Annotated in this window: 22 protein-coding genes; 9 read left to right on the forward strand and 13 right to left on the reverse strand. The window is 48.8% G+C overall.

Annotation, left to right across the window (positions count from 1 at the left end):
- Nucleotides 1–906 (forward strand): fructosamine kinase family protein, encoded by a 906-nt coding sequence (locus H6F72_RS01480; RefSeq protein WP_190431257.1) that lies wholly within the window; start codon nucleotides 1–3, stop codon nucleotides 904–906.
- 28 nt (nucleotides 907–934) lie between these two features.
- Here H6F72_RS01480 and H6F72_RS01485 read toward each other — a convergent pair whose 3' ends face one another.
- Nucleotides 935–1,519, reverse strand: a complete 585-nt coding sequence (locus H6F72_RS01485; protein WP_190431258.1) for a DUF3611 family protein — start codon at nucleotides 1,517–1,519, stop codon at nucleotides 935–937.
- A gap of 681 nt (nucleotides 1,520–2,200) precedes the next feature.
- Between H6F72_RS01485 and H6F72_RS01490 the strand changes: the two genes are divergently transcribed.
- Both H6F72_RS01490 and H6F72_RS01495 read left to right on the forward strand, forming a co-directional pair.
- Nucleotides 2,201–2,563 carry a PadR family transcriptional regulator gene (locus tag H6F72_RS01490; RefSeq protein ID WP_190431957.1) on the forward strand — a complete coding sequence of 121 codons (363 nt, stop codon included), beginning with the start codon at nucleotides 2,201–2,203 and terminating at the stop codon, nucleotides 2,561–2,563.
- Between the two features lie 168 nt (nucleotides 2,564–2,731).
- The gene (locus tag H6F72_RS01495) at nucleotides 2,732–3,265 is read left to right on the forward strand and encodes a cofactor assembly of complex C subunit B (protein ID WP_190431259.1); all 534 of its coding nucleotides are present in this window, start codon (nucleotides 2,732–2,734) and stop codon (nucleotides 3,263–3,265) included.
- 176 nt (nucleotides 3,266–3,441) lie between these two features.
- Here the strand turns inward: H6F72_RS01495 and H6F72_RS01500 are convergent, their stop codons facing one another.
- Nucleotides 3,442–3,759: a DUF3155 domain-containing protein gene (locus tag H6F72_RS01500; protein WP_190431260.1), complete on the reverse strand. Its 318-nt coding sequence runs from the start codon at nucleotides 3,757–3,759 to the stop codon at nucleotides 3,442–3,444.
- A gap of 352 nt (nucleotides 3,760–4,111) precedes the next feature.
- On the opposite strand from H6F72_RS01500, the gene H6F72_RS30035 reads away from it, so the two are divergent.
- Nucleotides 4,112–5,614, forward strand: a complete 1,503-nt coding sequence (locus H6F72_RS30035; RefSeq protein ID WP_190431261.1) for a GAF domain-containing sensor histidine kinase — start codon at nucleotides 4,112–4,114, stop codon at nucleotides 5,612–5,614.
- 160 nt (nucleotides 5,615–5,774) lie between these two features.
- Here the strand turns inward: H6F72_RS30035 and H6F72_RS01510 are convergent, their stop codons facing one another.
- The 4 genes from H6F72_RS01510 to H6F72_RS01525 form a co-directional block, all read right to left on the reverse strand.
- A complete protein-coding gene (locus H6F72_RS01510; protein WP_190431262.1) occupies nucleotides 5,775–7,034 on the reverse strand; it encodes an S-layer homology domain-containing protein in 1,260 nt (419 codons plus the stop codon).
- A 378-nt stretch (nucleotides 7,035–7,412) separates the two neighbouring features.
- A complete protein-coding gene (locus H6F72_RS01515; protein ID WP_242016724.1) occupies nucleotides 7,413–7,844 on the reverse strand; it encodes a surface-adhesin E family protein in 432 nt (143 codons plus the stop codon).
- Between the two features lie 24 nt (nucleotides 7,845–7,868).
- Entirely contained in the window at nucleotides 7,869–9,152 is a 1,284-nt protein-coding gene (locus H6F72_RS01520) for an ARC6/PARC6 family protein (RefSeq protein WP_190431263.1), read from the reverse strand.
- A 232-nt stretch (nucleotides 9,153–9,384) separates the two neighbouring features.
- Nucleotides 9,385–10,974 carry a glycoside hydrolase family 57 protein gene (locus tag H6F72_RS01525; protein ID WP_190431264.1) on the reverse strand — a complete coding sequence of 530 codons (1,590 nt, stop codon included), beginning with the start codon at nucleotides 10,972–10,974 and terminating at the stop codon, nucleotides 9,385–9,387.
- Nucleotides 10,975–11,211: 237 nt separating this feature from the next.
- Between H6F72_RS01525 and H6F72_RS01530 the strand changes: the two genes are divergently transcribed.
- Both H6F72_RS01530 and H6F72_RS01535 read left to right on the forward strand, forming a co-directional pair.
- Nucleotides 11,212–11,943 carry a hypothetical protein gene (locus tag H6F72_RS01530; RefSeq protein WP_190431265.1) on the forward strand — a complete coding sequence of 244 codons (732 nt, stop codon included), beginning with the start codon at nucleotides 11,212–11,214 and terminating at the stop codon, nucleotides 11,941–11,943.
- Between the two features lie 230 nt (nucleotides 11,944–12,173).
- The gene (locus tag H6F72_RS01535; protein ID WP_190431266.1) at nucleotides 12,174–13,553 is read left to right on the forward strand and encodes a hypothetical protein; all 1,380 of its coding nucleotides are present in this window, start codon (nucleotides 12,174–12,176) and stop codon (nucleotides 13,551–13,553) included.
- A 69-nt stretch (nucleotides 13,554–13,622) separates the two neighbouring features.
- Here the strand turns inward: H6F72_RS01535 and H6F72_RS01540 are convergent, their stop codons facing one another.
- On the reverse strand, nucleotides 13,623–13,805 hold the full coding sequence (locus tag H6F72_RS01540) for a VOC family protein (protein ID WP_242016725.1): 183 nt from the start codon (nucleotides 13,803–13,805) through the stop codon (nucleotides 13,623–13,625).
- A 150-nt stretch (nucleotides 13,806–13,955) separates the two neighbouring features.
- Between H6F72_RS01540 and H6F72_RS01545 the strand changes: the two genes are divergently transcribed.
- Entirely contained in the window at nucleotides 13,956–14,348 is a 393-nt protein-coding gene (locus H6F72_RS01545; protein WP_190431267.1) for a hypothetical protein, read from the forward strand.
- Between the two features lie 94 nt (nucleotides 14,349–14,442).
- Nucleotides 14,443–15,300, forward strand: a complete 858-nt coding sequence (locus tag H6F72_RS01550) for a slipin family protein (protein WP_190431268.1) — start codon at nucleotides 14,443–14,445, stop codon at nucleotides 15,298–15,300.
- Nucleotides 15,301–15,430: 130 nt separating this feature from the next.
- On the opposite strand, the gene H6F72_RS01555 is transcribed toward H6F72_RS01550, so the two are convergent.
- The 4 genes from H6F72_RS01555 to H6F72_RS01570 all read right to left on the reverse strand — a co-directional run bounded on the left by H6F72_RS01555 (nucleotide 15,431) and on the right by H6F72_RS01570 (nucleotide 17,508).
- Nucleotides 15,431–15,922, reverse strand: coding sequence for a YajQ family cyclic di-GMP-binding protein (locus H6F72_RS01555; RefSeq protein ID WP_190431269.1), 492 nt, complete (start codon nucleotides 15,920–15,922; stop codon nucleotides 15,431–15,433).
- A 35-nt stretch (nucleotides 15,923–15,957) separates the two neighbouring features.
- Nucleotides 15,958–16,371, reverse strand: a complete 414-nt coding sequence (locus H6F72_RS01560) for an MAPEG family protein (protein ID WP_190431270.1) — start codon at nucleotides 16,369–16,371, stop codon at nucleotides 15,958–15,960.
- A 19-nt stretch (nucleotides 16,372–16,390) separates the two neighbouring features.
- Nucleotides 16,391–16,894, reverse strand: a complete 504-nt coding sequence (locus H6F72_RS01565) for a DNA recombination-mediator protein A (protein ID WP_190431271.1) — start codon at nucleotides 16,892–16,894, stop codon at nucleotides 16,391–16,393.
- Between the two features lie 83 nt (nucleotides 16,895–16,977).
- Nucleotides 16,978–17,508 carry a PadR family transcriptional regulator gene (locus H6F72_RS01570; protein ID WP_190431272.1) on the reverse strand — a complete coding sequence of 177 codons (531 nt, stop codon included), beginning with the start codon at nucleotides 17,506–17,508 and terminating at the stop codon, nucleotides 16,978–16,980.
- 132 nt (nucleotides 17,509–17,640) lie between these two features.
- Between H6F72_RS01570 and H6F72_RS01575 the strand changes: the two genes are divergently transcribed.
- The gene (locus H6F72_RS01575; protein ID WP_190431273.1) at nucleotides 17,641–19,101 is read left to right on the forward strand and encodes a carotenoid oxygenase family protein; all 1,461 of its coding nucleotides are present in this window, start codon (nucleotides 17,641–17,643) and stop codon (nucleotides 19,099–19,101) included.
- A gap of 11 nt (nucleotides 19,102–19,112) precedes the next feature.
- Here the strand turns inward: H6F72_RS01575 and H6F72_RS01580 are convergent, their stop codons facing one another.
- Together H6F72_RS01580 and ebsA are read right to left on the reverse strand one after the other, a co-directional pair.
- On the reverse strand, nucleotides 19,113–20,204 hold the full coding sequence (locus H6F72_RS01580; RefSeq protein WP_190431274.1) for a DRTGG domain-containing protein: 1,092 nt from the start codon (nucleotides 20,202–20,204) through the stop codon (nucleotides 19,113–19,115).
- Nucleotides 20,205–20,290: 86 nt separating this feature from the next.
- Nucleotides 20,291–20,665 (reverse strand): type IV pilus biogenesis protein EbsA, encoded by a 375-nt coding sequence (gene ebsA, locus H6F72_RS01585; protein WP_190431275.1) that lies wholly within the window; start codon nucleotides 20,663–20,665, stop codon nucleotides 20,291–20,293.
- Nucleotides 20,666–20,956 lie beyond the last annotated feature (291 nt).

Below are 20,956 nucleotides of genomic sequence, written 5' to 3' on the forward strand. Positions count from 1 at the left end.
ATGTGGACGACCATCGCTGCCCAGATCACTCAAGCCACAGGATACGAATTCCAAGTCAGCAATCAGCGCTCTGTAGGGGGCGGTTGTATTAACCAAGGCTACGCTCTACAGGGTTATCTGAAGGGCAATCCTAGCTCTGACAAATCATCCGACCCAACTGCTTGTACTTACTTTGTCAAGTTAAATCAAGCGGCCCAGGTTACTATGTTCGAGGCCGAGGCTTTAGGGCTGCAACAAATGCGAATCCAGCCGACGGTCCGGGTTCCTGAACCGATTTGTTGGGGCGTGGCAGAAAACTCCGCTTATATAGTTTTGGAGTGGATTGAGTTGGGACGGGGCGATCGCCAGTCTTGGGAAGCAATGGGCCGCCAGTTAGCTGCCATGCACCAAGTAACCAGTCCAGTGGGTTTCGGTTGGGATCGCCCTAACACCATTGGTTCCACGTCCCAAATCAATCCTTGGACAAAAGATTGGGCAGAATTTTTTACTCAACACCGCATTGGTTATCAGTTAAAACTAGCTCAGCGACGGGGAGGGCACTTTCCGAAGCAGGATCGGCTACTAGCTGCTATTCCTGAACTGCTAGCCAATCACCAGCCGCCACCTGCTCTCGTGCATGGAGACTTATGGTCGGGTAACGCTGCGGTGGCTGCAACTGGCGAACCTGTGATTTTTGATCCTGCTACCTATTTTGGCGATCGCGAGGTAGACATCGCCATGACCGAACTATTTGGGGGCTTTCCACCGGAGTTCTACCAAGGCTACAACCAAGCTTGGCCTCTAGAGGCAGGCTACAAACAGCGAAAAACGCTCTATAACCTCTACCACGTCTTGAACCACTTCAATCTTTTTGGCGGCAGCTACGAATCACAAGCCAACCGCATGATTGAGCAAATCTTGGCCTAGTCATTGCCATCTCTGACTCGGAGAATTTCTAGCGATTAACCCGATTTAGCAGCCAAAAAGAAGAAACCAGTCCCGCAAAGTGGCCCGCGATCGTATTCGTGTTAGCTTGCACTACAAAGAAGTCGAGGGGCTGAATAGTCGGAATATTATTTACACCATATAAAAGAGGAGAATTTTGAGGCTGGGCGATCGCTCGGGCAATCAAGCCACCGACGATGGCCTCCGCTCCTACAATGGTCAACAACATGCCGACCAGATTGAGCACAATGCCAAGTTGCAAAAGTTGAATCGTATCTGCCTTACTAGGGCGCAGGCTAGTATTAGGCGCTCGTAGTTGACGAGAGATCCGCACATATCGAAATGACCAGTAGATACTGATCCCTAAAGCCACCAATCCACAGACAGCAAAGAAAATGCCAAAGCCAGTACCCGCTCGCGTGGCATTGGAAGCCGCTCCAGCTCGACCGCTAAAGCTAGCCAGAATTAAAACCCCGGTAGAAACAACCCCTAAGACTGCTTGGATACTGAGGCTAATCCAGCCAGTCCAGCGGAAGTTAGTGGCAATTTGACGAATTGCAGGCGGAATTGCAGAAGAGTCTGGCTGATTCAACATGATGCTCTAAACGGGCGTAATAACCTGGCTGTTCATCTATCCAAGGTAACTAAAGCATAACTTTATTTGTTATCAGGCTCAGCCATTTGTGGGGTAGGTTAAAAAAATTGTTTTAACGACCTTGGGTAAGAGTTGCAAAGTGATGAATTGCCTACAGAGCGATCGCTCTAATCCAGCCTATTTCTTTATTCTGCAACCCTAATTGCTATCCTTAACCTCGCCTATACCCTTAGTTGCTCCTCAGATTTTAATCCATGCAGATCATCCATTTGGATGAAAGGTGAAATCTGATGAAAATCTGGCAGACGAACTCAGAATTAAATGTCTAGAATTAATATTACGCCCTCTAATTACTTGAGTAGAGGGGATGAAGGACGGGCACTCTAGTCTGTAATTACCAAGCTAAATTCAACATGACTCTCTGAATCTAGTGTGAGAGTTAACGGCACTATCTAGAGCTTTTCGAGAATATGCATCTACTCTCCTTTAAGTCATGCCAAGCTCACTGTTCTAGAAACTAGCCACGAGTTTAGGCACCACAGGCTTACATCAACTAAGGGCAAATAGATAGCAACAGAGGACTAATCAGATGGGTTGGCACTCTTGCGCTATTGCTGTTGTCTAAGACTGTAACGTCAACACCCTAGCTTTAAAGTGGATTGATTAATTATGGGTTTAACCATGCGATTTGAAGATATCTACCAGTTTTTCCAAGATCCCCCACCGATCTATCTCAATAAAGAACTCGCCGTTTGTTACGTCCTGTCAGTATTGCAGCGAGGGGATTCTTACGGAACCGAGTTGATTCAACTTTTAGAGAACGAGTATCGCACCTATCGTCTCTCAGATACAGTCCTTTATAGCGCTCTAAAATTTCTGGAGGATGAAGGAGCCATCCAGGGTTATTGGCGCAAGGTAGAAGGACGAGGACGGCCACGCCGGATGTATCAAATTCGTCCAGAGTGGTCTGAGCGGGCTCAAGAATTATCTCGTCTCTGGCAAGGATATGCAACTGGCAACTTGCCACCCGGTGACAACAACTAAGCTTGGTGGGCCGTAGTTCCTAGAATCTGTCGTAAGGCTGCGATCGCGCTAGTCCCAAACAGAGCTAAGGTTGTGCGGTCTCACCTACTACCAACTAGAAGCAGATTAAAACCTTTCTATACTTATGTAAAGTATAGGGATATCGTTTGTTATTCCTACCCCATCTTTATGAACGCTGCCATTCTGCCATCTATATTCGTGATGACCTTACTGATGGTGGTGGGTCTCATGTTTTTCATTCGAGCTTCCGTCAAAGACAGAACGCGAGCAGTACAACTGATTGCAGAACAGGCAGAGGAATCGTTACTCAACCGAGTGCAACAATACTTTGACCAACGCGCCTACAAAGTTGCAGCCCTCGATCCAGCCCAAAACCAAGTAACATTTCAAGGCGTGGTACGGCCTAGCTGGTTTTTGGCCGTCTTCTTAACGGTATTGGCTGCCGCAGGCATTTTGTGTTTGGCTCTAGTACTATCAATGCTTTTGCCTGGACTGACACAGATTTTGCTAGGGACCGTGCTTCTGGCACCTCTAGCAGGCTTCTTTTACTGGCAAAAAGCGAAGCGCCCAGAACAAGTTTCCCTCAAGATTGAACCCCTTGAGTCAGAAAAGTCTCAATCTTGGAGCCGCGTTACAGTCACAGCTCATCGAGATGAGTTGGCCGAATTGCAGCGAGCCCTTAACTTAAGGGTTTGTGATTAATTCGCTTCTCCTGCGCCCTACTATCTAGAGAAGGCTTGAGAGCTAAATCAAATGACCCCATTCAAACGTTGTGGTTTGAGTGGGGTCCTTGTTTATATCAGTCCAACTGATTTCCCGTGTCAGCAAAGTATTAAATGTTCCCAACAGACTCATTTGCAAGCTCGACCAATTGAGCTTTAGTGACTGGTGACAGCCACAGGTGCATCTTCTGTATCACCAATCAATACTCTCAAACTGGGAAACAAGAAATGGTTCTCTTCGACATACTGTGCACTGAAGAGCCCTTTTTCAGCCCAGAAGTACCGGTCCGTGGTATGCTCGTTCCGCCTTACAAGTAGCAAAGCTGGGGGAAGAATAGCTTGTGCTTGAATGAATTTTCGAGCAGCTGTAACTGGTTTTTCTTCGCCACTTTCAATGCTAAACTGAGGCACTAACTCCAGAATCCTGCGCCCTTCTAGGCGACGACGACTTTTGCGCTTGCGTCTCCTGGCCAATCTCGATACCTCCTCTTTCTGCCGACAGGTGTAGTGATAGTTACAAAACCGTCGCAAGTATATCGGCTTGAGTTCAAAATTTCAACTTCTTTTAAGTCGTTGATACAAAACTCTACAACTGGCTTCAACAAAGACTAGATAGACCTTTTGAAAGGTCCTATCAGTGGATGAACGCCTAATAATCTTAATAAGACTTTGAAAATCTTTATATTAAAAACACAAAACTAGGCTAGAAACTCATAAAGAGCCGATAGATAGATGTATATGGTGGCAAAACATGGCCAACAACGGAGTGTTAGTTCAGGGAATGTAGAAGGGTTTGTTTTGAGGTAAACCATCTGCGACTGTCTGCATGCTGATACCTACTAGCTCAGAATTTGTGGCGCTTTGTCGCGCTCAGGTAGAGCTCTTGACCCAGGGGTTAGGAGCTTCTCTCAGCGTGGTTTACCTGACCGAAGAAATGGCGGATGGCACTGAGGCCAAGCTAATTCCAGTGGTGGCTTATCCTGAGAGCGCTGCTGCTTGGGATGATGAGCACTTTTTATTACCTGCCGCAGAAGCAACACTGCCGCGCTTGCTAGCGGCAGATGCTAACCCTGCTACGTCTACTCAGTCTGCTTTGAGCCCACCGTTCTTGGCAGAGGATGAAGTTGGCCCCAATCCAGAGCAGTTCCATAACGAGGCTTTACAGCACCAACGCCAAGTTGTATTGCCTTTGATGCATGAGGGTATGGTGATGGGACTGCTCGTGACCGAGCGAGACGATCGCGCTTGGAGTGAACAGGAGCGATCGCAAATTGAACAAGTAGCTCATACCTTAGCGTTGGGCTGTGTCTTAGACCAACGCAGTCAATGGCTAGAACGGGAACAGCATCAACAGCGGCGGCTCCAGGCTCAACAATCTAATCTGTTCGACACATTGTTACATCAGTTTCGCAATCCCTTAACGGCGATGCGAACCTTTGGCAAGCTCTTGCTGCGACGCCTTGGCACCGGAGACCCAAACCGGGATGTGGCTAGCAGCATTGTGCGAGAGAGCGATCGCTTACAGGAGTTGTTACAACAGTTTGACCAAGCTATTGATTTGGGTAGAGCTGATTCAACGCCTTTAACACTCGCTCCTGCTCAGACAGACAGCTCTACACCGCCCAATACCGCTGTGCCTGCCAGTTCGCAGTTTGAGTCGTCGGTTGACTTTGCCATTGACCGCTCTGAGTCAAGTGTCAATCGGGCGAGTAGTATTCGATCTGGGCCTTCTGTGCCTTTACTGCCCGCGGCTGGATTTCTGACAGGTGTCAATCTCAAGCTAGAGCCTTGCGCGCTCGCTAGTATCCTAGAGCCTCTGATTGCTTCGGCGAGCGCGATCGCGCAAGAACGAGAGCTAGCGCTATATACCCATATGCCATCTGACTTGCCTTGGGTGAAAGCTAATGCCAAGGCGCTCCGAGAAGTATTAAGCAACCTGTTGGACAATGCCCTGAAATATACACCCGCGCAAGGGCAAGTCTATGTGGAAGTCAGTACAGGCTGGTCTGTGCCCCTACCCCGCAGCCATGCTGACTGGTTAGGCATTGCTATCTGGGATACAGGACCAGGGATTCCTCCTCAAGATCTGGCGCATTTGTTTGAGCGGCACTACCGGGGGGTACAAGCCCAGACTGGGATTCCGGGGACTGGGTTGGGCTTAGCGATCGCCCATGATTTGGTGCAGCAAATGCAAGGCGAGATTCAAGTGTTTAGCCCCGCGCAGCAAAGCAGCATTGTGCATTTTGTGCGGTCTCTTCCCCTGACGGTGGGACCAGGAACCGCTTTTGTCGTTTGGTTACCGCTCGCTTCAACGGCCAAAGCCACCTAAAAAAGCCCTCAAACAAAAAGCTGCTAAACAAAAACGATCGCAACTACGAAGGTCACGATCGCTGTTTGGTTGAGTGGGAAGTTGCGTATCTAAATTGGAGTGCTTAAGTCAAACTGAAATGTTTGCAGTTTAACTATGGCGCTTATGACGCTAATTGAGCTTACTGATTGGTAGAACCTGTGGGGAGAACCAAATCAGAGTTCAGCGTTAGATTCAGGTCTTGGTTGGGATCAACTCGAATCAAGGTAACGCGATCGCGGCCTAGGAAGAGCCCGATTAGACCACCGATGCCAGCACCACCCAGTACTTCTTCAGTGGCGATCGCTCGGTCTCCAGTCACAGCAGCCACCGCTGCGGCAGCAGCAGCACCCAAAGCGGCATCCTTGACGATGGTGCCCGCGCTAGCGCCCTTACGCACCTCTTCGGTCGTGGTGATTACTTCAGAGCTAGCATTCAGTTGAATTCGCTGACCACTAGCCAAGACGAGTTCTCGGGCAACGAACTGAGAACCACCTTCAGCAGGGCGCAACTCACCAACTACCCGGCTTCCCGATGGAATGAGTACAGTCCCTTGAGAAGTGGTGATGTTTTGAGCGACTGTGAGGGTCAAAGGTGCGGTTTCATCGGGCGTGACCAAAATTCTCTCAGCTTCGCCATATTTCACCGGAATGGTGGTGCCAGAAGGAATTCTGACTTGAGTTGGCGTTTGGACAGGGGGACGCTGGCCTACGACATAGGGAGAGGTAATGGCCGTTGCTTGTCCAGAGCTAACCAAAGCTTGGTAGATAAAAGCTGCAACTTCAGCTCTAGTCGCGACTTCGTTAGGATTCAGCAGTCTGATGTTGGGGTAGTTGACCACAATCTGCTTGTCTGTGGCCGCCGCGACGCTGCTCCGAGCGTAGCTGGGAACTTCAGCTGCATCAGTGTAGTACTGTTGCAAGACGGTTTCTACTTCAGTGCTAACGGAGTAGTCTAAGCCGTTTGCCAAGGAAACCAGAACTTGAACACGAGGAATATTTTGGTTGGGTCGGAAGACGTTACCAGGGTAGCCAGCTAAGAAGCCAGTTGTGTAGGCTTCCTGAATCGCGCTATATGCCCAATAGCTCTGAGACACGTCCACAAAGTTTACAGCAGACCGCTCTTGAGACCGACTAAAGGCTTTGCGGATCATGGCCGCGAACTGAGCGCGAGTTACAGGCTCGTCGGGACGGAATGTGCCATCAGGGAATCCAGCGATGACATCTCGCTCAGAGAGTTCACGAATAAAACTAGCGGCCCAATAACTAGAAGAAACGTCAGAAAAGCTAGTGGTTTGTGCTTGAGCAGGCATCATCATAACCATTGGGGCAGATGCGCCGGCAATGGTGCTCAGGGCTAAAAATGCAGCGGTTCCAGACTGCCAACGGTTGAAGCTAGACATATTGAGGGCGTTCTCCAAAAAACAAGAAGCAAATCCGTTATCTTAATCAACTAGACCTTATTAGAGGTAATTTGTTCCTAAAACTATCTAGGGTTAGAAATTCAGTGATTTCAATGACAAATTACCTAAAATTCCGCAATTTCTGGCCTAAGTTGACATTTGACATTCTTAGCTTATGGACGTATGGGGAACTCAATTAGTTTCTCCAATCCGGAGAATTTAAGCGGCCAATTTTAGGGTTGTTAGTAAAAGGGATACAAGTGCCCTGACCCAAATTCGGGCACCAAAGCAAAAATGGGAGCTGAAGCAAGTTCAACCCCCATTGATTAGGACCCATTGATAGGACAGCGATCGCCATCCGTCTATAAAATCTTGTGCTTACCCCGCTTGGGGAGCGTTGGCGCAAACGTAATTAATAACGGCTTTGGCACTACTGCCTGTGGCAGGGTTAGCGAGTCTACCGCGATCGCTATAGTCAAACTTCTGGAGCACTTTGCGGCTCTTATCATATGCGGTGAGCCGTCGTAGCCGAGTAGTGCCTGCCTTGCAGTCTACAGAGCGGTAAATTACAGCGCCGTAAACAGGCTGGTTGACTGGGGAATCTAGAAACACGTTGTTAGGCTGCTTGAAGTCGCGGTACTCCCAATACCACACGCTACCGCTACGATTCTCAATGGAACTGGCATCGACTAGAAAGCGATCGCCCACTGAGTTGACGGTGACTTGGACCCATTTTTCGGCTAAGGCTGTGGGAGCGTGAGCCAGTAGAGCGGCAGTCACAGCTAATTTGAGCAAATGTCGCATAAGCATTGAGTCTTTCAGGAACGGCTATGTTTAATTGTCCTGGGCGTTGGTGCCAACCGCACGTTCTAAAACTGAACCATCTACGGTTTTATAATCGGCAATTTTCCAGGCTCCATCGATTGATTCCAAGCTATAGCGAACCAATCTGGTTTGAAAATCGGTTTGGCTCGGATCAACTTTGCCGTCACGGTATAGGGTGCGGTCTTCAGTGATTTTTAGCTCTACCGTGGCTTTGTTTTGATCAGCCACAAATCGCTCGACCGACTCTACTTTTTGCACGCCAAAGCGGTAGTAAGCTTGGTTGTCTTTGAGCCAGGCGATCGCGCCATCGTCCCTAACCAAGGAACCATACAGTTCTCCCGTGGTGAACTGCTGTACAGGTTGCCGATCGAAAGGGGGAGCGAAAATGCGTGACTTGGCTGTTAGCCATTCTGTAATCAGCCCCACCGCTTGATTCTGTGAGAGAGCCGCATTATTGGCTGCGCCTGTCTGAGTGGGCACTACCACTCCCGATGTTTTCGGGGAGGAGCTATTTTGGTTCCTCGCAGGTTGGGTAGCTGGTGGCTGAGCAGAGTTTTGGTTGGTAGGGGCTGAGCCAGAACGGCTCCGGGTTAGATATCCCTCTACATTCTGAACTGCCTTTTGAGCATAAGTATCATTCGGGCGCTCATCCACGGCTCGCTTAAAGTTCAACAGCGCTGAAGGGTAGTCTCCCTTCTTGGTTGCGGCATAGCCAGCTTGCATGTAGCGCTCATATTCGTTTTGAGAAGTAGGGGAAGCGGCATTAGCAGGCGTAGAGGAGGTAGAAGCAGAAGTAGAGGAGGTAGAAGCCGCGTTTCTAGAAGCAGCCGCCGGTCTAGAAGCGGCGTTGGGTGACTTCAGTTTCTGATAAAGACTAAGAACTTTGTTGGTATAAGGACTGGTGGCGGCGTTGGTGTAGCGGGTTGAGTCGCCCGTCATCCACCAAGCGGCAACTCGTTGCACTGCGATCGCTTCACTATTGCCACTCGCAGGATACTCATCTTGTAAGGCATCTTTGATAATGCAGGTGATGATAGTCCGCGCCGTATTAGCGTTAGCGCCAAATTGTTCTGGAGTCACTTCTCGACCCGTACAAAATTTTGCCCAACGAGGGATATTCCCCGGCTGCACTTGCCAATCGCTGTACAAACCATCCTGAGAGGTTCCGGTTTGCGGAGCGGCTTGTCGAATTGCTTCTACGAGTGCGTTTACCTGAGCGCTCGAGACTTGCGCTTGCGCTGGCAAAGTCCACAGTCCCAAACTGACAATCAGTCCACCCAGAAATAACTTCATAGCTTGCCTCGTACCAACTCTAAGCAACTCGCAATAGTAGAAGTTAAAGCAATTATACAAATTTGTCTTTCCCTCATCAGACAGACCCTGAGGGAGATTAGTAAGTTCCAGGTGAGTATCACCCCAAAAAAAGGGTGGATTTGATGCACAGATCTCCTGGAACTCTGGAGGTCTATGGCTCAATCCACCCCTATAGAATAGATAAATCCATTCGGGCCATTACACGAGTTGATTAAAGCGGTCGATAGGCGCGGTAGTTGATGCTGGGGAAGATGTTGTCAATCTCCTCAACTTTTTCTAGCCAGCCTGAATCAACTTTGCCTTGGTTTAGGTCATCGTAGAGTTTGTTAAAGCGCATCAGGTGCGATCGCGTCCGGCGGATCGCATAGGGCACCATTGTCCCAGTCCGCATAATGAAGGCCCAGTCAGAAGATTGCGCCAGCAGCAGTTCGCGAGCGGCTTGGTTGAGGGCGCGCCACTCCAGTTCATCCGCAGGCTCTCGTTTGCCCAATTCAATCATCCGCTCCGCCGCTTTGTGCAAGTGCGGGTAGATCCAAGCATTGGTTTCATTGAGCCAGTATTCGTGGAAACCTTTGTAGCCCCAGCTTGACTGCGAGGGCTTACAAACCTGCTGGGTTGGGTTGAGGCGCAGGTAGTCGGCTAAGTGGGTCATCTGGTAGGTTTGCTGGTCGTACCAAGATTTGCGGAACAGGTAGTCAATAAACCAAGGACCTTCGTACCACCAGTGACCAAAGAGTTCAGCATCATAGGGTGACACAATGATCGGCGGTCGCTGCATAATGCCATGCAAGTGCTCCACCTGACGCTGACGGTTGAACATAAAGTTGCTGGCGTGGTCTGCCGCTTTTTCCTTCGCCCAATAGGGGTCGTACAAAGCTTTGTCCCCTAAACCCAGACCGCGTCCCGTAATCTTGTGGTACTTAATGCCTACGTTCTTGCGCTGGCCGTTGGGCATGATGTAGGGCTTGATGTAGTCGTAATCGGCTTCCCAACCCAAATCTTTGTAGAACTCGCGGTATTCGGGTGCACCAGGATAGCCCACTTCTGAGGACCAGACTTGTTGAGAAGACTCATGATCCCGTCCAAAAGCAGCGACCCCAGTTTCAGTAAAGATGGGGGCATAAGTACCAAACCGGGGTCGAGGGCGAGCGTAGAGAATACCGTGGCCATCGGTGAGGAAGTAGCGCAGCCCTGCGTCGGCCAGCATCCGCTCTACTCCTTCGTAGTAGGCGCATTCTGGGAGCCAAATGCCTTTGGGCGGTTGACCGAAGTTTTCTTCGTAATGCTCGCAAGCGACTTTAATTTGGGCCCACACGGCTTGCGGATACATCTTCATGAGCGGGAAGTAGCCGTGAGTTGCCCCGCAGGTAATAATTTCTAAGTTATTGCTATCTAGAAACTGTTTAAATCCTTTAACTAAATCGCGATCGTAGTGCTCCCAGGTTTGCCGAACTTCCTTAAATTCTTTGGCGTAGTATTCGGCGAGGTAGCGAATATGCCCGTTGTGCTCGTTGTGATCAATTTCCTTCTCTAACAACTCTTCTAGTTGGGCGAGATGGTGATCAAAGCGTTCCTGTAATAGTGGGTCACGCAGCATAGACACCAGGGGCGGCGTCATACTCATCGTGATTTTGAAGTCAACCCCATCCCGTTTTAAGCCTTCGAATACCCGCAACAAGGGCACGTAAGTTTCAATAATTGCTTCATACAACCACTCTTCTTCCAGAACGTAGTCACTTTCGGGGTGTCTGACAAAAGGTAGGTGCGCGTGCAGGACGAGGGCAAGATATCCGATGCTCATAGAAATTCTAGGATAGACCGTTGTTTGATTCGGAATTCGGACTTACAGGATGCAAAGATTGTAAAGCGAAATTACGACAACAAGTAACTTACCGGGGAAGGCTGTGCTGTCTACACCTAGAAAAGTATCTTGAGAAGCAACTTAGCAGTTGATAGCAGTGGCTCAGTCTAGCAACTCAGCGCGATCGCTGTTTTTATTGTTCACCCACCTGTTGTAATGCCGGGAAGTTTCTCTGATATGCAAAAATCTGTTCTCTTTGTTGTTTGGGTGGTCACGAGCAGTCTGTGGGCAGGTCAAACAGCTCAAGCTGAAAGTTCTAAAGCTTTTCCAGCTCCAGTTCAGACGCCACTGCCAGCCCAAACTCAGCCGCGATCGCTCTTAGTTGCTGATGGTGCTGTGAGCGATCAAGCTCAAAACAGCAAACCAACTAAACCAACTCTAATGTTGCAAGATTTGCCACCTGGGTTTCAGCCGCTCTCAGGACCAGAGCTGACAGAACTGAGCCAAAGCTTGTCGGCAGGCGGGTATGAAACTGAAAGCTTGTTTGCGTTCCAAGAAGCCGAACATTTCGAATACATCATCGGCTTCACCACCCCCCTATCGACACCAGAAGCACAAGCTGCTTTTGACTCAGAACTACGCCAGGCTGGTTTTCTAGAGCAATTTGCCCAAGGATTTCAACAGGGTGCATCTGGCATTAAAATTTCCAACAAAGGCGCTTTGAAGAACTTAGATGGCATTGGTAATGCGATCGCAGGCTTTGGCTTTACGAGTAACATTCAAACTATTCCAATGCGAATCGAGTTAGTCGTCTTCCGGCGAAACCAAATCGGCGCGTTTCTCTGGATTATGTATCTTGACGGCGACAAACCCGTGATTTCAGTAGATCAAGTTGCTCAAAAACTAGACAGTCGTGTATTAGATGCTGCTAAAGCTACCCAGGTACCGCAAGTAGTATTGGACCAGTAAACCAATAGATTCTGAATAGAGCGGATATGGATCTGTCTAAATTAATAGATTTGACTGCAAAAGTTAGAGTATCAAAAGTGATAGGAAAGCCGTACTTTTTCTGACTCAGAGGAGATGAAGAAGTAGTCTGGGTCAGCCTTTAATAGATCTGTGAGAGTCGCCGATATAGCTAGCAGTCGTGAGAGCGATGCTCAGTTTTGCCTACTTAGTCGTCTGGAGCACCCTTGATCATGACTGATCATGCCGCCAATTCTTCCACTCCTCCCGTCAATACGCCTCCCACAAATGTGACTGGTCAGAGTGCAGCTGCTGCTCCGGAGGTTGTATCTACCCTAGATACTCCAGAAGCGATCGCAGAGGCACAGCTACCGATAGATGGACCGATGGATGCACCGATAGATGCAGAAGATGGAATCGCAGAGCTGCCTGCCAAGCAACACGCCTCGCTGTGGTCAGCCGTAACTCACAATCTGCACAATCTGAGTGATACGGTCAGTAATCGGGCCAATCAAGTTGGGAAGGCAGCTCGAAGCACAGCTACGGGGGTGGGAGGTGCGATCGCCCATACGACTTTAAAAGCTGGCCTTCAAGCGGGTAAAGCTGCCGTCGGACTGGGAGAAATCACAGCTAAGCAAACCCAGCAACTCTTGACTCAGGCAACTCAAGGGGCAGGAGAAGCCGCAGCCTTCGTCGGCAATAACCCAGTTTTACGCAAAGTTGGCACTCGCCTTAACTGGGGTTGGTTGCTAGATGCCACCAATCAAGTCGACTTAGTGAAAGCTGAGGCTGCTGTTCAGGACTTGCGACGCCAGCACCCCGACCATAGCCCTAGCCAAATTGCCCATACGCTCATGATGCAGAAAGCGGTGTATGCAGGGGGTGTGGGTCTAGCAACTAGCATGATTCCGGGCGTTGCTACAGCGCTCCTGACAGTAGACTTAGCAGCCAACATGGCTTTGCAGGCCGAAATGGTCTACCAAATTGCCGCAGCTTATGGCTTAGACCTACGTGACCCAGCTCGTAAAGGCGAGATTCTAGCTATTTTCGGGGTGGCTTTGGGTGGGGGCCGTGCGCTCAAGCTGGGACTAGGATTACTGCGAAATACGCCGATCGCCGGAGCCTTGGTAGGTGCGAGTGCGAATGCCGCCATGCTGTACTCGCTAGGTTACGCAGCTTGCCGCTTTTACGAAGCCCAACTCAACGAAGATGTCTCAGACGCCAAACTCTCTGAAGTGCAGCAAGCAAGCCAAGAGTATTTGCAAGTGGCGATCGCTCAGCAAGCGATTATGGATCAAGTTTTGGTGCATATGATTTTAGCTGGGACCGACAAACGCTCTTGGGACGAAATTCTACCGACCCTGAAAACGCTCAATTTACATCCTTCATCTCTAAAGACCATCGCCGAAAATTTGCAAAATCCCCAACCTCTATATCTTCTGCTGAATCAACTCAATCCCGATTTTGCCGTACCTTTATTAACTCAGAGCCGAAAAATCGCCTGTCAGAATGGCAAGGTCACACCCCAAGAAGCTAAGATTTTGGAAAGTATTGCCGAAAAATTTGAGATTGAATCCTCGGATTATGGAGCCTGTCAAGACGACGCTCGTTAGTGCTCCTATAGTTCAAGCGGCAAGCCATCCGGGTCTTGAAAAAAGGTAAACCGTTTCCCGGTCAGCGGTTCAGGAAACGAAAATAGCTCGATTTGGTCGCGATCGCCGACCCCAAATCCAACTTATAAGAATCACGCTCCGCCCGAAATGTTTCTTGATAATTGGCAACCCTAAAATCTCTACATAAAAATGTTTGGACTGCTCGTAGTCCGAGCAAATAATTGCCACATGATGAAATTTGTCTATTTTCATTTCAAGCTCCAATTTGTTGAATATTAGAGGAACTCTCGCTAGAGCTTTATACCTCTTTTATCAAAAGTTTATTATTTATTCTTGTTGAGCAAAAATTTGTGTTGTTATTTCGGGAAGCTTAGCTCATTAGCTAATTTCTGGAATACCAACATGAGATTTTTGAGTGCTTTAATTGGATTCACAGGTGGTTTAGTTGTAGCGATCGCCCCATCAACGCTGACTCAAGCCACAGACAACTCCTTAAGCTACTCAGCATCCCTGGGTTTACCAGGTAACTATAATGGTCCTGCTTGTATTCAATTAGGCCACTGGGATGGTAGTGCAGCGATCAATTTAGAAGCCAACAAATTTTATACTGGCATCCAAGTTTCTAACTCCAACATTAGAGTTACGAAAGCGTTAAATATCAACATCAATCAAAACTTAGGACAAGTAATCAAGCTGTCTAGCGATCGCGCCCTTTACCCAACCTTAAATCAAGGACAGTGCAAAATCAAAAGTGGAGCTTTGCAAGTTCACTCCTTAAACTGGTTCCGACGATGAAAACCTCGCTCAATCATCCCTTAAGCAATTTCTCGGAATTTTCTCTCAATAGCCCAGATTAGAATACAGGTATCCAAGTTTGGATTAGTCCATCATGGGACAAACCTTATTAGTTTTAGGTATTCTTTTCTTCTTAACCACTTCGGGCCTGAAAATGGACCGGGAATACCAGCGCGGGGTAATTTTCCGCCTAGGTCGAATCAGGGGAGTTAAAGGCCCAGGAATGTATTGGATTATTCCTTGGGTTGACCAAAAATCTCAGTTAGATATCCGTACCAAAACCGTTAATATTGAACCCCAAGAAACTGTAACTGCCGATAGTGTCACTATTAAAGTAAATGCAGTTTTGTATTATCGAATTATCGACCCTGCCAAAGCCATCAATAAAGTTGAAAACTATGAGATGGCAGTTTATCAAATTGCTCTCACTACTTTACGGAATGTTGTAGGACAAAACATTTTGGATGATGTGCTACAAAACCGCGACAAAATCAACTTCAAAGTTCAAGAAATCGTGGATGAAATCACTGAACCTTGGGGCGTGGTAATCGAGCGGGTAGAAATGAAAGACGTAGAAATTCCGCCCAATATGCAACGAGCAATGGCCAAAGAAGCCGAAGCCATTCGAGAAAAACGGGCGCGAATCATCAAAGCAGCCGCAGAACAAGAAGCTTCCGTTAAATTAGCCGAAGCCTCCAAAAACATTACCGAAAATCCATCTGCCCTAGAACTGCGACGTTTGCAAATGCTGACAGAAATCGGGGCCGAGAATAACACCACCACCATCATCATGATGCCGTCAGATTTTGTAGCAGTTGCTAAGCGCTGGGCCGAAGGTGGCGCAAACGGATCTACTCCCGAACCAACCCCCTACCAAGGCACCGCTATCCCCTTCGTCGCTCCTATAGAACGTCCCTTAGAGGATGCTTCAGAAAGCGATCGCCCTACATGAAAACTTACTTCTACTCCCCCTATCGTCAAAACCCTTTTGGAGGGAGACTGAGGGACGCAACCGTCCCTCAGCGGGGGTTTGGGGGCAAGCGCCCCCAAGGCATTTGATTCTAAGAATCTAAAATAAGTTGCTAGCGATAATTGTTAAACTGCAAAGCCACAGGCAAATCTTCCTGCTTTAGCCGTTGAATCACCGCCTGCAAATCATCCTTATCCTTGGCAGACACCCGCACCGCATCCCCTTGGATCGATGCCTGCACCTTCTTAAACTCATCACGAATCAGCAAAGAAATTTGTTTTGCAATCTCTTTGCTGATTCCTTTCTTTAACTTAATTTCCTGCCTAACTCGGCTGCCACTCGCCGACTCCACGGTGCCATAGTCAAAGATTTTGAGCGACAGATTACGCTTTGCAGATTTTGTTTGCAGCAACGTATGAACGGCATCCAGCGTAAACTCGCTATCTGTATTAATTGTAATGACATCTTCACCAAGCTCGACCGTCGTCTTGGTGTCTTTTAGGTCAAAGCGGCTTTTGATCTCACGAATTGTTTGATCGATCGCATTCACCAACTCTTGACGATCGAAATCACTCACAACATCAAATGAAGAAGTAGCAGCCATATAACCACAAAGAATATTAAACGTTCAAATTTAGATTAATGCAGGGAAGTCAAGCTCGTACCCATCAATGTGGCAATACACAGAGTACCAAGGCCAAACATTAGCGATCGCCCTAGCGGAATATCCAGAATGTAAAATAGCGAAAACAGCAACCGTGCCACCAAATACGCGATCGCCGCTCCCGCCACCCAAATAGAATCTTGCTGCGTCACATAAGCCATCAAAGCTGCTGCCGCAAACAACATAAACGATTCAAATGAGTTCTGGTGCGCCCAAGTTGCTCTCTGAGCGTAAGGCGGTAACTTCTCAAAAACTGCTCGTGGCGCTCTGGAGTCATACCCAACCTGTAGCCGACCATAGGCGACAACGAGAAAGGGAATATAGACAAGCAATGCAGCCCCAGCAATGCTGTAGAGCAAAACTGCTGCAACTGGCAATGACAGAGACATTGTTTACCTCAACAAAGAGTTAGTCAAAGTAAAACAGGGTAATAATTCGGCGCTGCTCTTCAGCGTCTTGACAGGTTTTGAGCAACGTCTGACTGTCATGGAAGGCAAAGCAAATTAGCTGCTGGCAGCGAGAAACAATCTCTAGGTTGCACAGCGCACTTGCTTCAGCCAAAGTTAAACTGTCATTCTCTGGGTTCTCTACCAGGTGCATCACCTGGGCCAATTGTTCGCGAGATTCGCGGGGTTGGCGCTCCAAACTTTGAGGCAGAATTACCGTCAGCAAGTTTGGGTCAGCCCGCATGGCACCCCGAATGGCTGCGGAATTGGTTCCTGTTGCCCCGGAGGTAATGAGACGATTACCGGATAGCACCAAGGCATAACTCATCATTTCAATTAAGTGTTGATGAGTAATTGGAACGTGACGTGACCCCAGCAAGGCGATGCGTTTAGACCCTGTTTGCTGAATGGTCGCCAGCTCTTGTAAGAAATCGTCTACTTTAGGCAGATCTATCGATTGACTCAAAGCCAGTCTCAGGCTGAACAACCTCGCTATTTTACCAGACAGAACCTTGATTTAACTGCCTGTATGCTCAAGTCGAACATAACTCAACTGAGTAGCTGCATGGCTTCCTCACACCAAGCTAGCCAATCTGCCTCATAGCCGATGCCTTTGCGGAGAGTCAAGTAGCGAAACTGAGCTTCTATTGGTAACGCTTGAGGGTTAGCAAAATGCTGCTCCTCAATGCTGCGATAGAAGGCTAACTGTTTGGCATGTAAGTCACGACGTCGCTCTAGTTCTTGCAAGATCACGTCACGGGGCACTAAGTTGCCTGAAAACATTTTGACTAACAAGGCTTCTCTAGTTGGGCTGGGGTCACTAGCTTGCCCCAGCCAATTAATCAATTGCTGCTTACCCAGTTCGGTGACGTGATACAGCTTTTTATCTGGTCGGCCAGCCTGAGCGATCGCTTCTACCTCAACCCATTGCTGTGCCTCTAGCTTGCCTAACTCCCGATAAATCTGCTGATGACTAGCTTGCCAGAAAAAGCCTACGGAGCCGTCAAATTGTTTTGCCAGGTCATAGCCACTCTGAGCAGAGTCGGTTAAAAGCACCAAGATTGCATGAGCCAAAGACATAGTTCTTAACAATTGGCATATGCAATTTTTTGCATATAAACTGGTTTACATATTCAACTTATTGCATATCAATGTATCTCGAATAGCTTAAATCTCAAATTTCAGCCATTTCAACCCTGGAGTAACTGTCTTATGGTTAGTACGGCCCAACCGACGCAAACTCAAACAGCATGGTCTAAGGCGATTCCCCCCACCAGCACCAATGCGATCGCTCAACCTATAAAAGAATTTGGCCTCACGCCCTTATCGGTGATTTCGGGGGCAATTCCTCCCGGATTAAGGGGTTCACTCTATCGCAATGGTCCCGCTCGCCTAGAACGAGGCGGCTACGATGCTCAGCATTGGTTTGATGGCGATGGTGCAATTCTCGGCGTGCATTTTAGCGATGGGGGTGCCACTGGAGCCTACCGCTTTGTTCAAACAGCAGACTACCAAGCAGAAGCCCAAGCAGGTCGCTTACTCTATGGCGGCTATGGCACCATGCCCTCAGGCTCCCTATGGGATCGGCTGACAAAAGGGACAAAAAATGCCGCGAACACCTCGGTGCTAGCTCTGTCGGACAAACTTCTAGCGCTGTGGGAAGGCGGACAGCCTCACGCCCTAGACCTCCAGACCCTAGAAACATCAGGTATAGAAAGTCTGGGCCAACTGGGTGGAGAAAAGCGCTATTCGGCTCACCCCAAACGTGACCCGCAAACTGGCGAGATTTTTAACTTTGGCGTGGGTTATGGCAAAACAGGCATACTCCACGTTTATCGCAGCGACAAAACAGGCCAAATTCGCCAGCACAACGCGATCGCCCTAGATGGTTTCCCCTTAATTCATGACTTTGTCCTAGCAGGGCCGTATCTGATCTTTTTCATCCCCCCTGTGCGGCTCAATCCTTTCCCTGTCCTGCTAAAACTGCAAAGCTACAGCGATGCCCTGACCTGGAAGCCCGAACTCGGCACTCAAATTTTAGTTCTGGATCGGGACACTCTCGCTGTAGTGAGCCGTGGCGAAGCAGATCCTTGGTATCAGTGGCACTTTGGCAATGGCTATGTAGACCCCAATGGCGTAGTTGTTGTAGATATAGTTCGCTATCCAGACTTCCAAACGAATCAGTATCTGCAAGAAGTCGCAACTGGAAAGACCCACACGATCGCTCAGGGCACTTTATGGCAACTCCGACTCCAGCCTGAGTCAGGTAAGGTTCTAGCCATGACAGAACTGCTCGATCGCGGCTGCGAATTTCCCGCAGTGAATCCCCAAGAAGTCGGGCAAGCCTCTCGCTTTACCTATCTCTCCGCTCATCGTCCTGGGATAGATATTAGCCAAGAAATGTTTGGGGCGATCGCTCGTTTTGATCACCAAACTGGGCAAAGCATGACCGCTGATTTAGGCGATCGCTGCTACCCCACAGAACCCATCTACGCGCCGGATTGCGAGAATTCTGACCAAGGTTGGATTCTGACTGTGGTGTTTGATGGCAAAACGGATCGCAGTGAAGTGCAAATTTTCGCTAGCGATCGCCTGAATGATGCTCCGGTTTGCCGGTTAGCGTTGCCTAGTATCATTCCCTTGGGCTTTCATGGCACCTGGAAACCAAACTAGGCCTAAAAAACCTACTGGAGGGTTACAGCGGGTTCTAGATTCAGTTTTGCCATGAGCTGATTAATGTCAAAATGCTCCGCTACCATTTGCTGGACATACTGCATCTTGATTGGCTCATGCAGACGCACCTGACCAAAAGCACGGTCAATGATTTCTACCGTGGTCAGTGTATCGAGGTCTACGGAGAGAATAGGAATTTCTAGATCGTCCGCGCGACTAATAATGGTGCGCGAAGGTGGCAAATGCCCAGTCAGAATCAGGCACTGCGTCGAGGTTTCCAGGGCAGCGAGCTGAATATCTGTGCGATCGCCTCCCGTGACCACCGCCATATTGCGTGCTTTTTGGAAGTACTTCAAAGCGGAGCTAACATTCATCGCCCCGATCGTCAGGCTTTCCACCATCAGATCTAAGCGATCGCCTCGGCAGAGTACTTCGGCATTGAGCTGATTGACCAGTTCGCGCACACTGACACTCCGCAGCAAATCACTGCGGGGAAATAGCCCTAGCACAGGAATTTCATGTTGCGCTAAAAAGGGCCGCACCACCTTGTCCACCGTTTCTAGCTGCTCTTTGGGAATATCGTTAATTAACACGCCAATCAAGCGATCGCCCAATTGCTGCTTGGCAGCCAGCAACCCATCCACCAGCAATAACGAGTGACAACGCGCCACCAACAACACAGACGCATCCACCGTTTCTGCTACCTGGAGGAGCGAGAGATCAAACAAACTCCCCTCTTGCAGCGTTCCTGGTCCTTCTAAAAGCACCAAGTCTCCTCCCTGCATCTGCAAGTATTGCGTCAGGATTTGGCGATAATTGGTGTGGTCCAAGCCTTGAATCCGACTTTGCACCGTCTGCTCATCCAAAGAGAGCAACGTTGGCTGCAAGCGATTTTCAGATAAATTTAGAACCTGAGAGAAAAACCGCACATCTTCATCCAGCGCATCCGTTCCAGATTCGCTTAAGCAGGTGCCCAAAGGCTTACCATAGGCAATGTCTAGGCCTCGCTCTTTCAACTGGTAAGCCACACCCAGGATCATGGCTGACTTACCACTGTAAGCTTCCGTTGATCCTACTAACAAATACTTCGGGGACTTTGGCACGTCCTCACTCCTGAATTAACCGCTTTGAACTTCGCTTGCTATCCCCTTTATTGTACGGTGATAGAATGCTCGACTCGGAATTTGACTTAGTCCTCTAAGCGCAAGAGCTTGCGGTAGAAGGCTTGCGAGAAATCAGCATTGCGACTGCGCTTGAAGGTCATCAACAAGTCAATCAAGCAATCGACAAACTCAAAGTTAGCCATCATTAATTCGTAGCTCAGCTCCGCATTGCCTTCAAACTGCATTCGGCAACGAGTTAAGTCTGCGGGCAACATGGATACGTTCCAAGTAGCAATAAATGGAATCCCATCCCCGCCCTCAATTTTGCGCTGTCCTTCTAAAGCTCCCTTCTGATAAAGGCTGATGGCAAGGGGCAGCACATTTCGCTTGTTGCCCTGATAGTAGGGCATATAGACGTTGACATCCCGGCTAGCAGCTGGCTGGAGTTGTTCGATGGACATGCTCGAATTTTCCTTAATTTCGGCTTTATTCAAACCCCGTGACAGGCAGGATACCTAGAAACTTTCTTGGTAAGTTGATGACTGCCAGTAGATAGTATTCCCGATTCCTCTCAGTATTTAAACACCTGAGCGACTTGGTCTTGGGTGAGCTTGCCTGCAACTCGACTAAGACGCTCCTTAATTACGGCAGAGCTGGCAGTCGATTATGGCTTTGCTGTAGTATTCTGAGTTGACCTAATGCACTTCGATCCAGACGTTTCGAGTTAGGCAAACGACCCGGATTCCAGATGC

Origin of the sequence: Trichocoleus sp. FACHB-46 (assembly GCF_014695385.1) — a bacterium.
Classification (GTDB): domain Bacteria; phylum Cyanobacteriota; class Cyanobacteriia; order FACHB-46; family FACHB-46; genus Trichocoleus.

Bases quoted from the DNA above. Each gene is read 5' to 3' on its own strand.
- H6F72_RS01480 (WP_190431257.1), top strand. From the start codon at position 1: ATGTGGACGACCATCGCTGCCCAGATCACTCAAGCCACAGGATACGAA.
- H6F72_RS01485 (WP_190431258.1), bottom strand. From the start codon at position 1,519: ATGTTGAATCAGCCAGACTCTTCTGCAATTCCGCCTGCAATTCGTCAA.
- H6F72_RS01490 (WP_190431957.1), top strand. From the start codon at position 2,201: ATGCGATTTGAAGATATCTACCAGTTTTTCCAAGATCCCCCACCGATC.
- H6F72_RS01495 (WP_190431259.1), top strand. From the start codon at position 2,732: ATGAACGCTGCCATTCTGCCATCTATATTCGTGATGACCTTACTGATG.
- H6F72_RS30035 (WP_190431261.1), top strand. From the start codon at position 4,112: ATGCTGATACCTACTAGCTCAGAATTTGTGGCGCTTTGTCGCGCTCAG.
- H6F72_RS01510 (WP_190431262.1), bottom strand. From the start codon at position 7,034: ATGTCTAGCTTCAACCGTTGGCAGTCTGGAACCGCTGCATTTTTAGCC.
- H6F72_RS01515 (WP_242016724.1), bottom strand. From the start codon at position 7,844: ATGCTTATGCGACATTTGCTCAAATTAGCTGTGACTGCCGCTCTACTG.
- H6F72_RS01520 (WP_190431263.1), bottom strand. From the start codon at position 9,152: ATGAAGTTATTTCTGGGTGGACTGATTGTCAGTTTGGGACTGTGGACT.
- H6F72_RS01525 (WP_190431264.1), bottom strand. From the start codon at position 10,974: ATGAGCATCGGATATCTTGCCCTCGTCCTGCACGCGCACCTACCTTTT.
- H6F72_RS01530 (WP_190431265.1), top strand. From the start codon at position 11,212: ATGCAAAAATCTGTTCTCTTTGTTGTTTGGGTGGTCACGAGCAGTCTG.
- H6F72_RS01535 (WP_190431266.1), top strand. From the start codon at position 12,174: ATGACTGATCATGCCGCCAATTCTTCCACTCCTCCCGTCAATACGCCT.
- H6F72_RS01540 (WP_242016725.1), bottom strand. From the start codon at position 13,805: ATGAAAATAGACAAATTTCATCATGTGGCAATTATTTGCTCGGACTAC.
- H6F72_RS01545 (WP_190431267.1), top strand. From the start codon at position 13,956: ATGAGATTTTTGAGTGCTTTAATTGGATTCACAGGTGGTTTAGTTGTA.
- H6F72_RS01550 (WP_190431268.1), top strand. From the start codon at position 14,443: ATGGGACAAACCTTATTAGTTTTAGGTATTCTTTTCTTCTTAACCACT.
- H6F72_RS01555 (WP_190431269.1), bottom strand. From the start codon at position 15,922: ATGGCTGCTACTTCTTCATTTGATGTTGTGAGTGATTTCGATCGTCAA.
- H6F72_RS01560 (WP_190431270.1), bottom strand. From the start codon at position 16,371: ATGTCTCTGTCATTGCCAGTTGCAGCAGTTTTGCTCTACAGCATTGCT.
- H6F72_RS01570 (WP_190431272.1), bottom strand. From the start codon at position 17,508: ATGTCTTTGGCTCATGCAATCTTGGTGCTTTTAACCGACTCTGCTCAG.
- H6F72_RS01575 (WP_190431273.1), top strand. From the start codon at position 17,641: ATGGTTAGTACGGCCCAACCGACGCAAACTCAAACAGCATGGTCTAAG.
- ebsA (WP_190431275.1), bottom strand. From the start codon at position 20,665: ATGTCCATCGAACAACTCCAGCCAGCTGCTAGCCGGGATGTCAACGTC.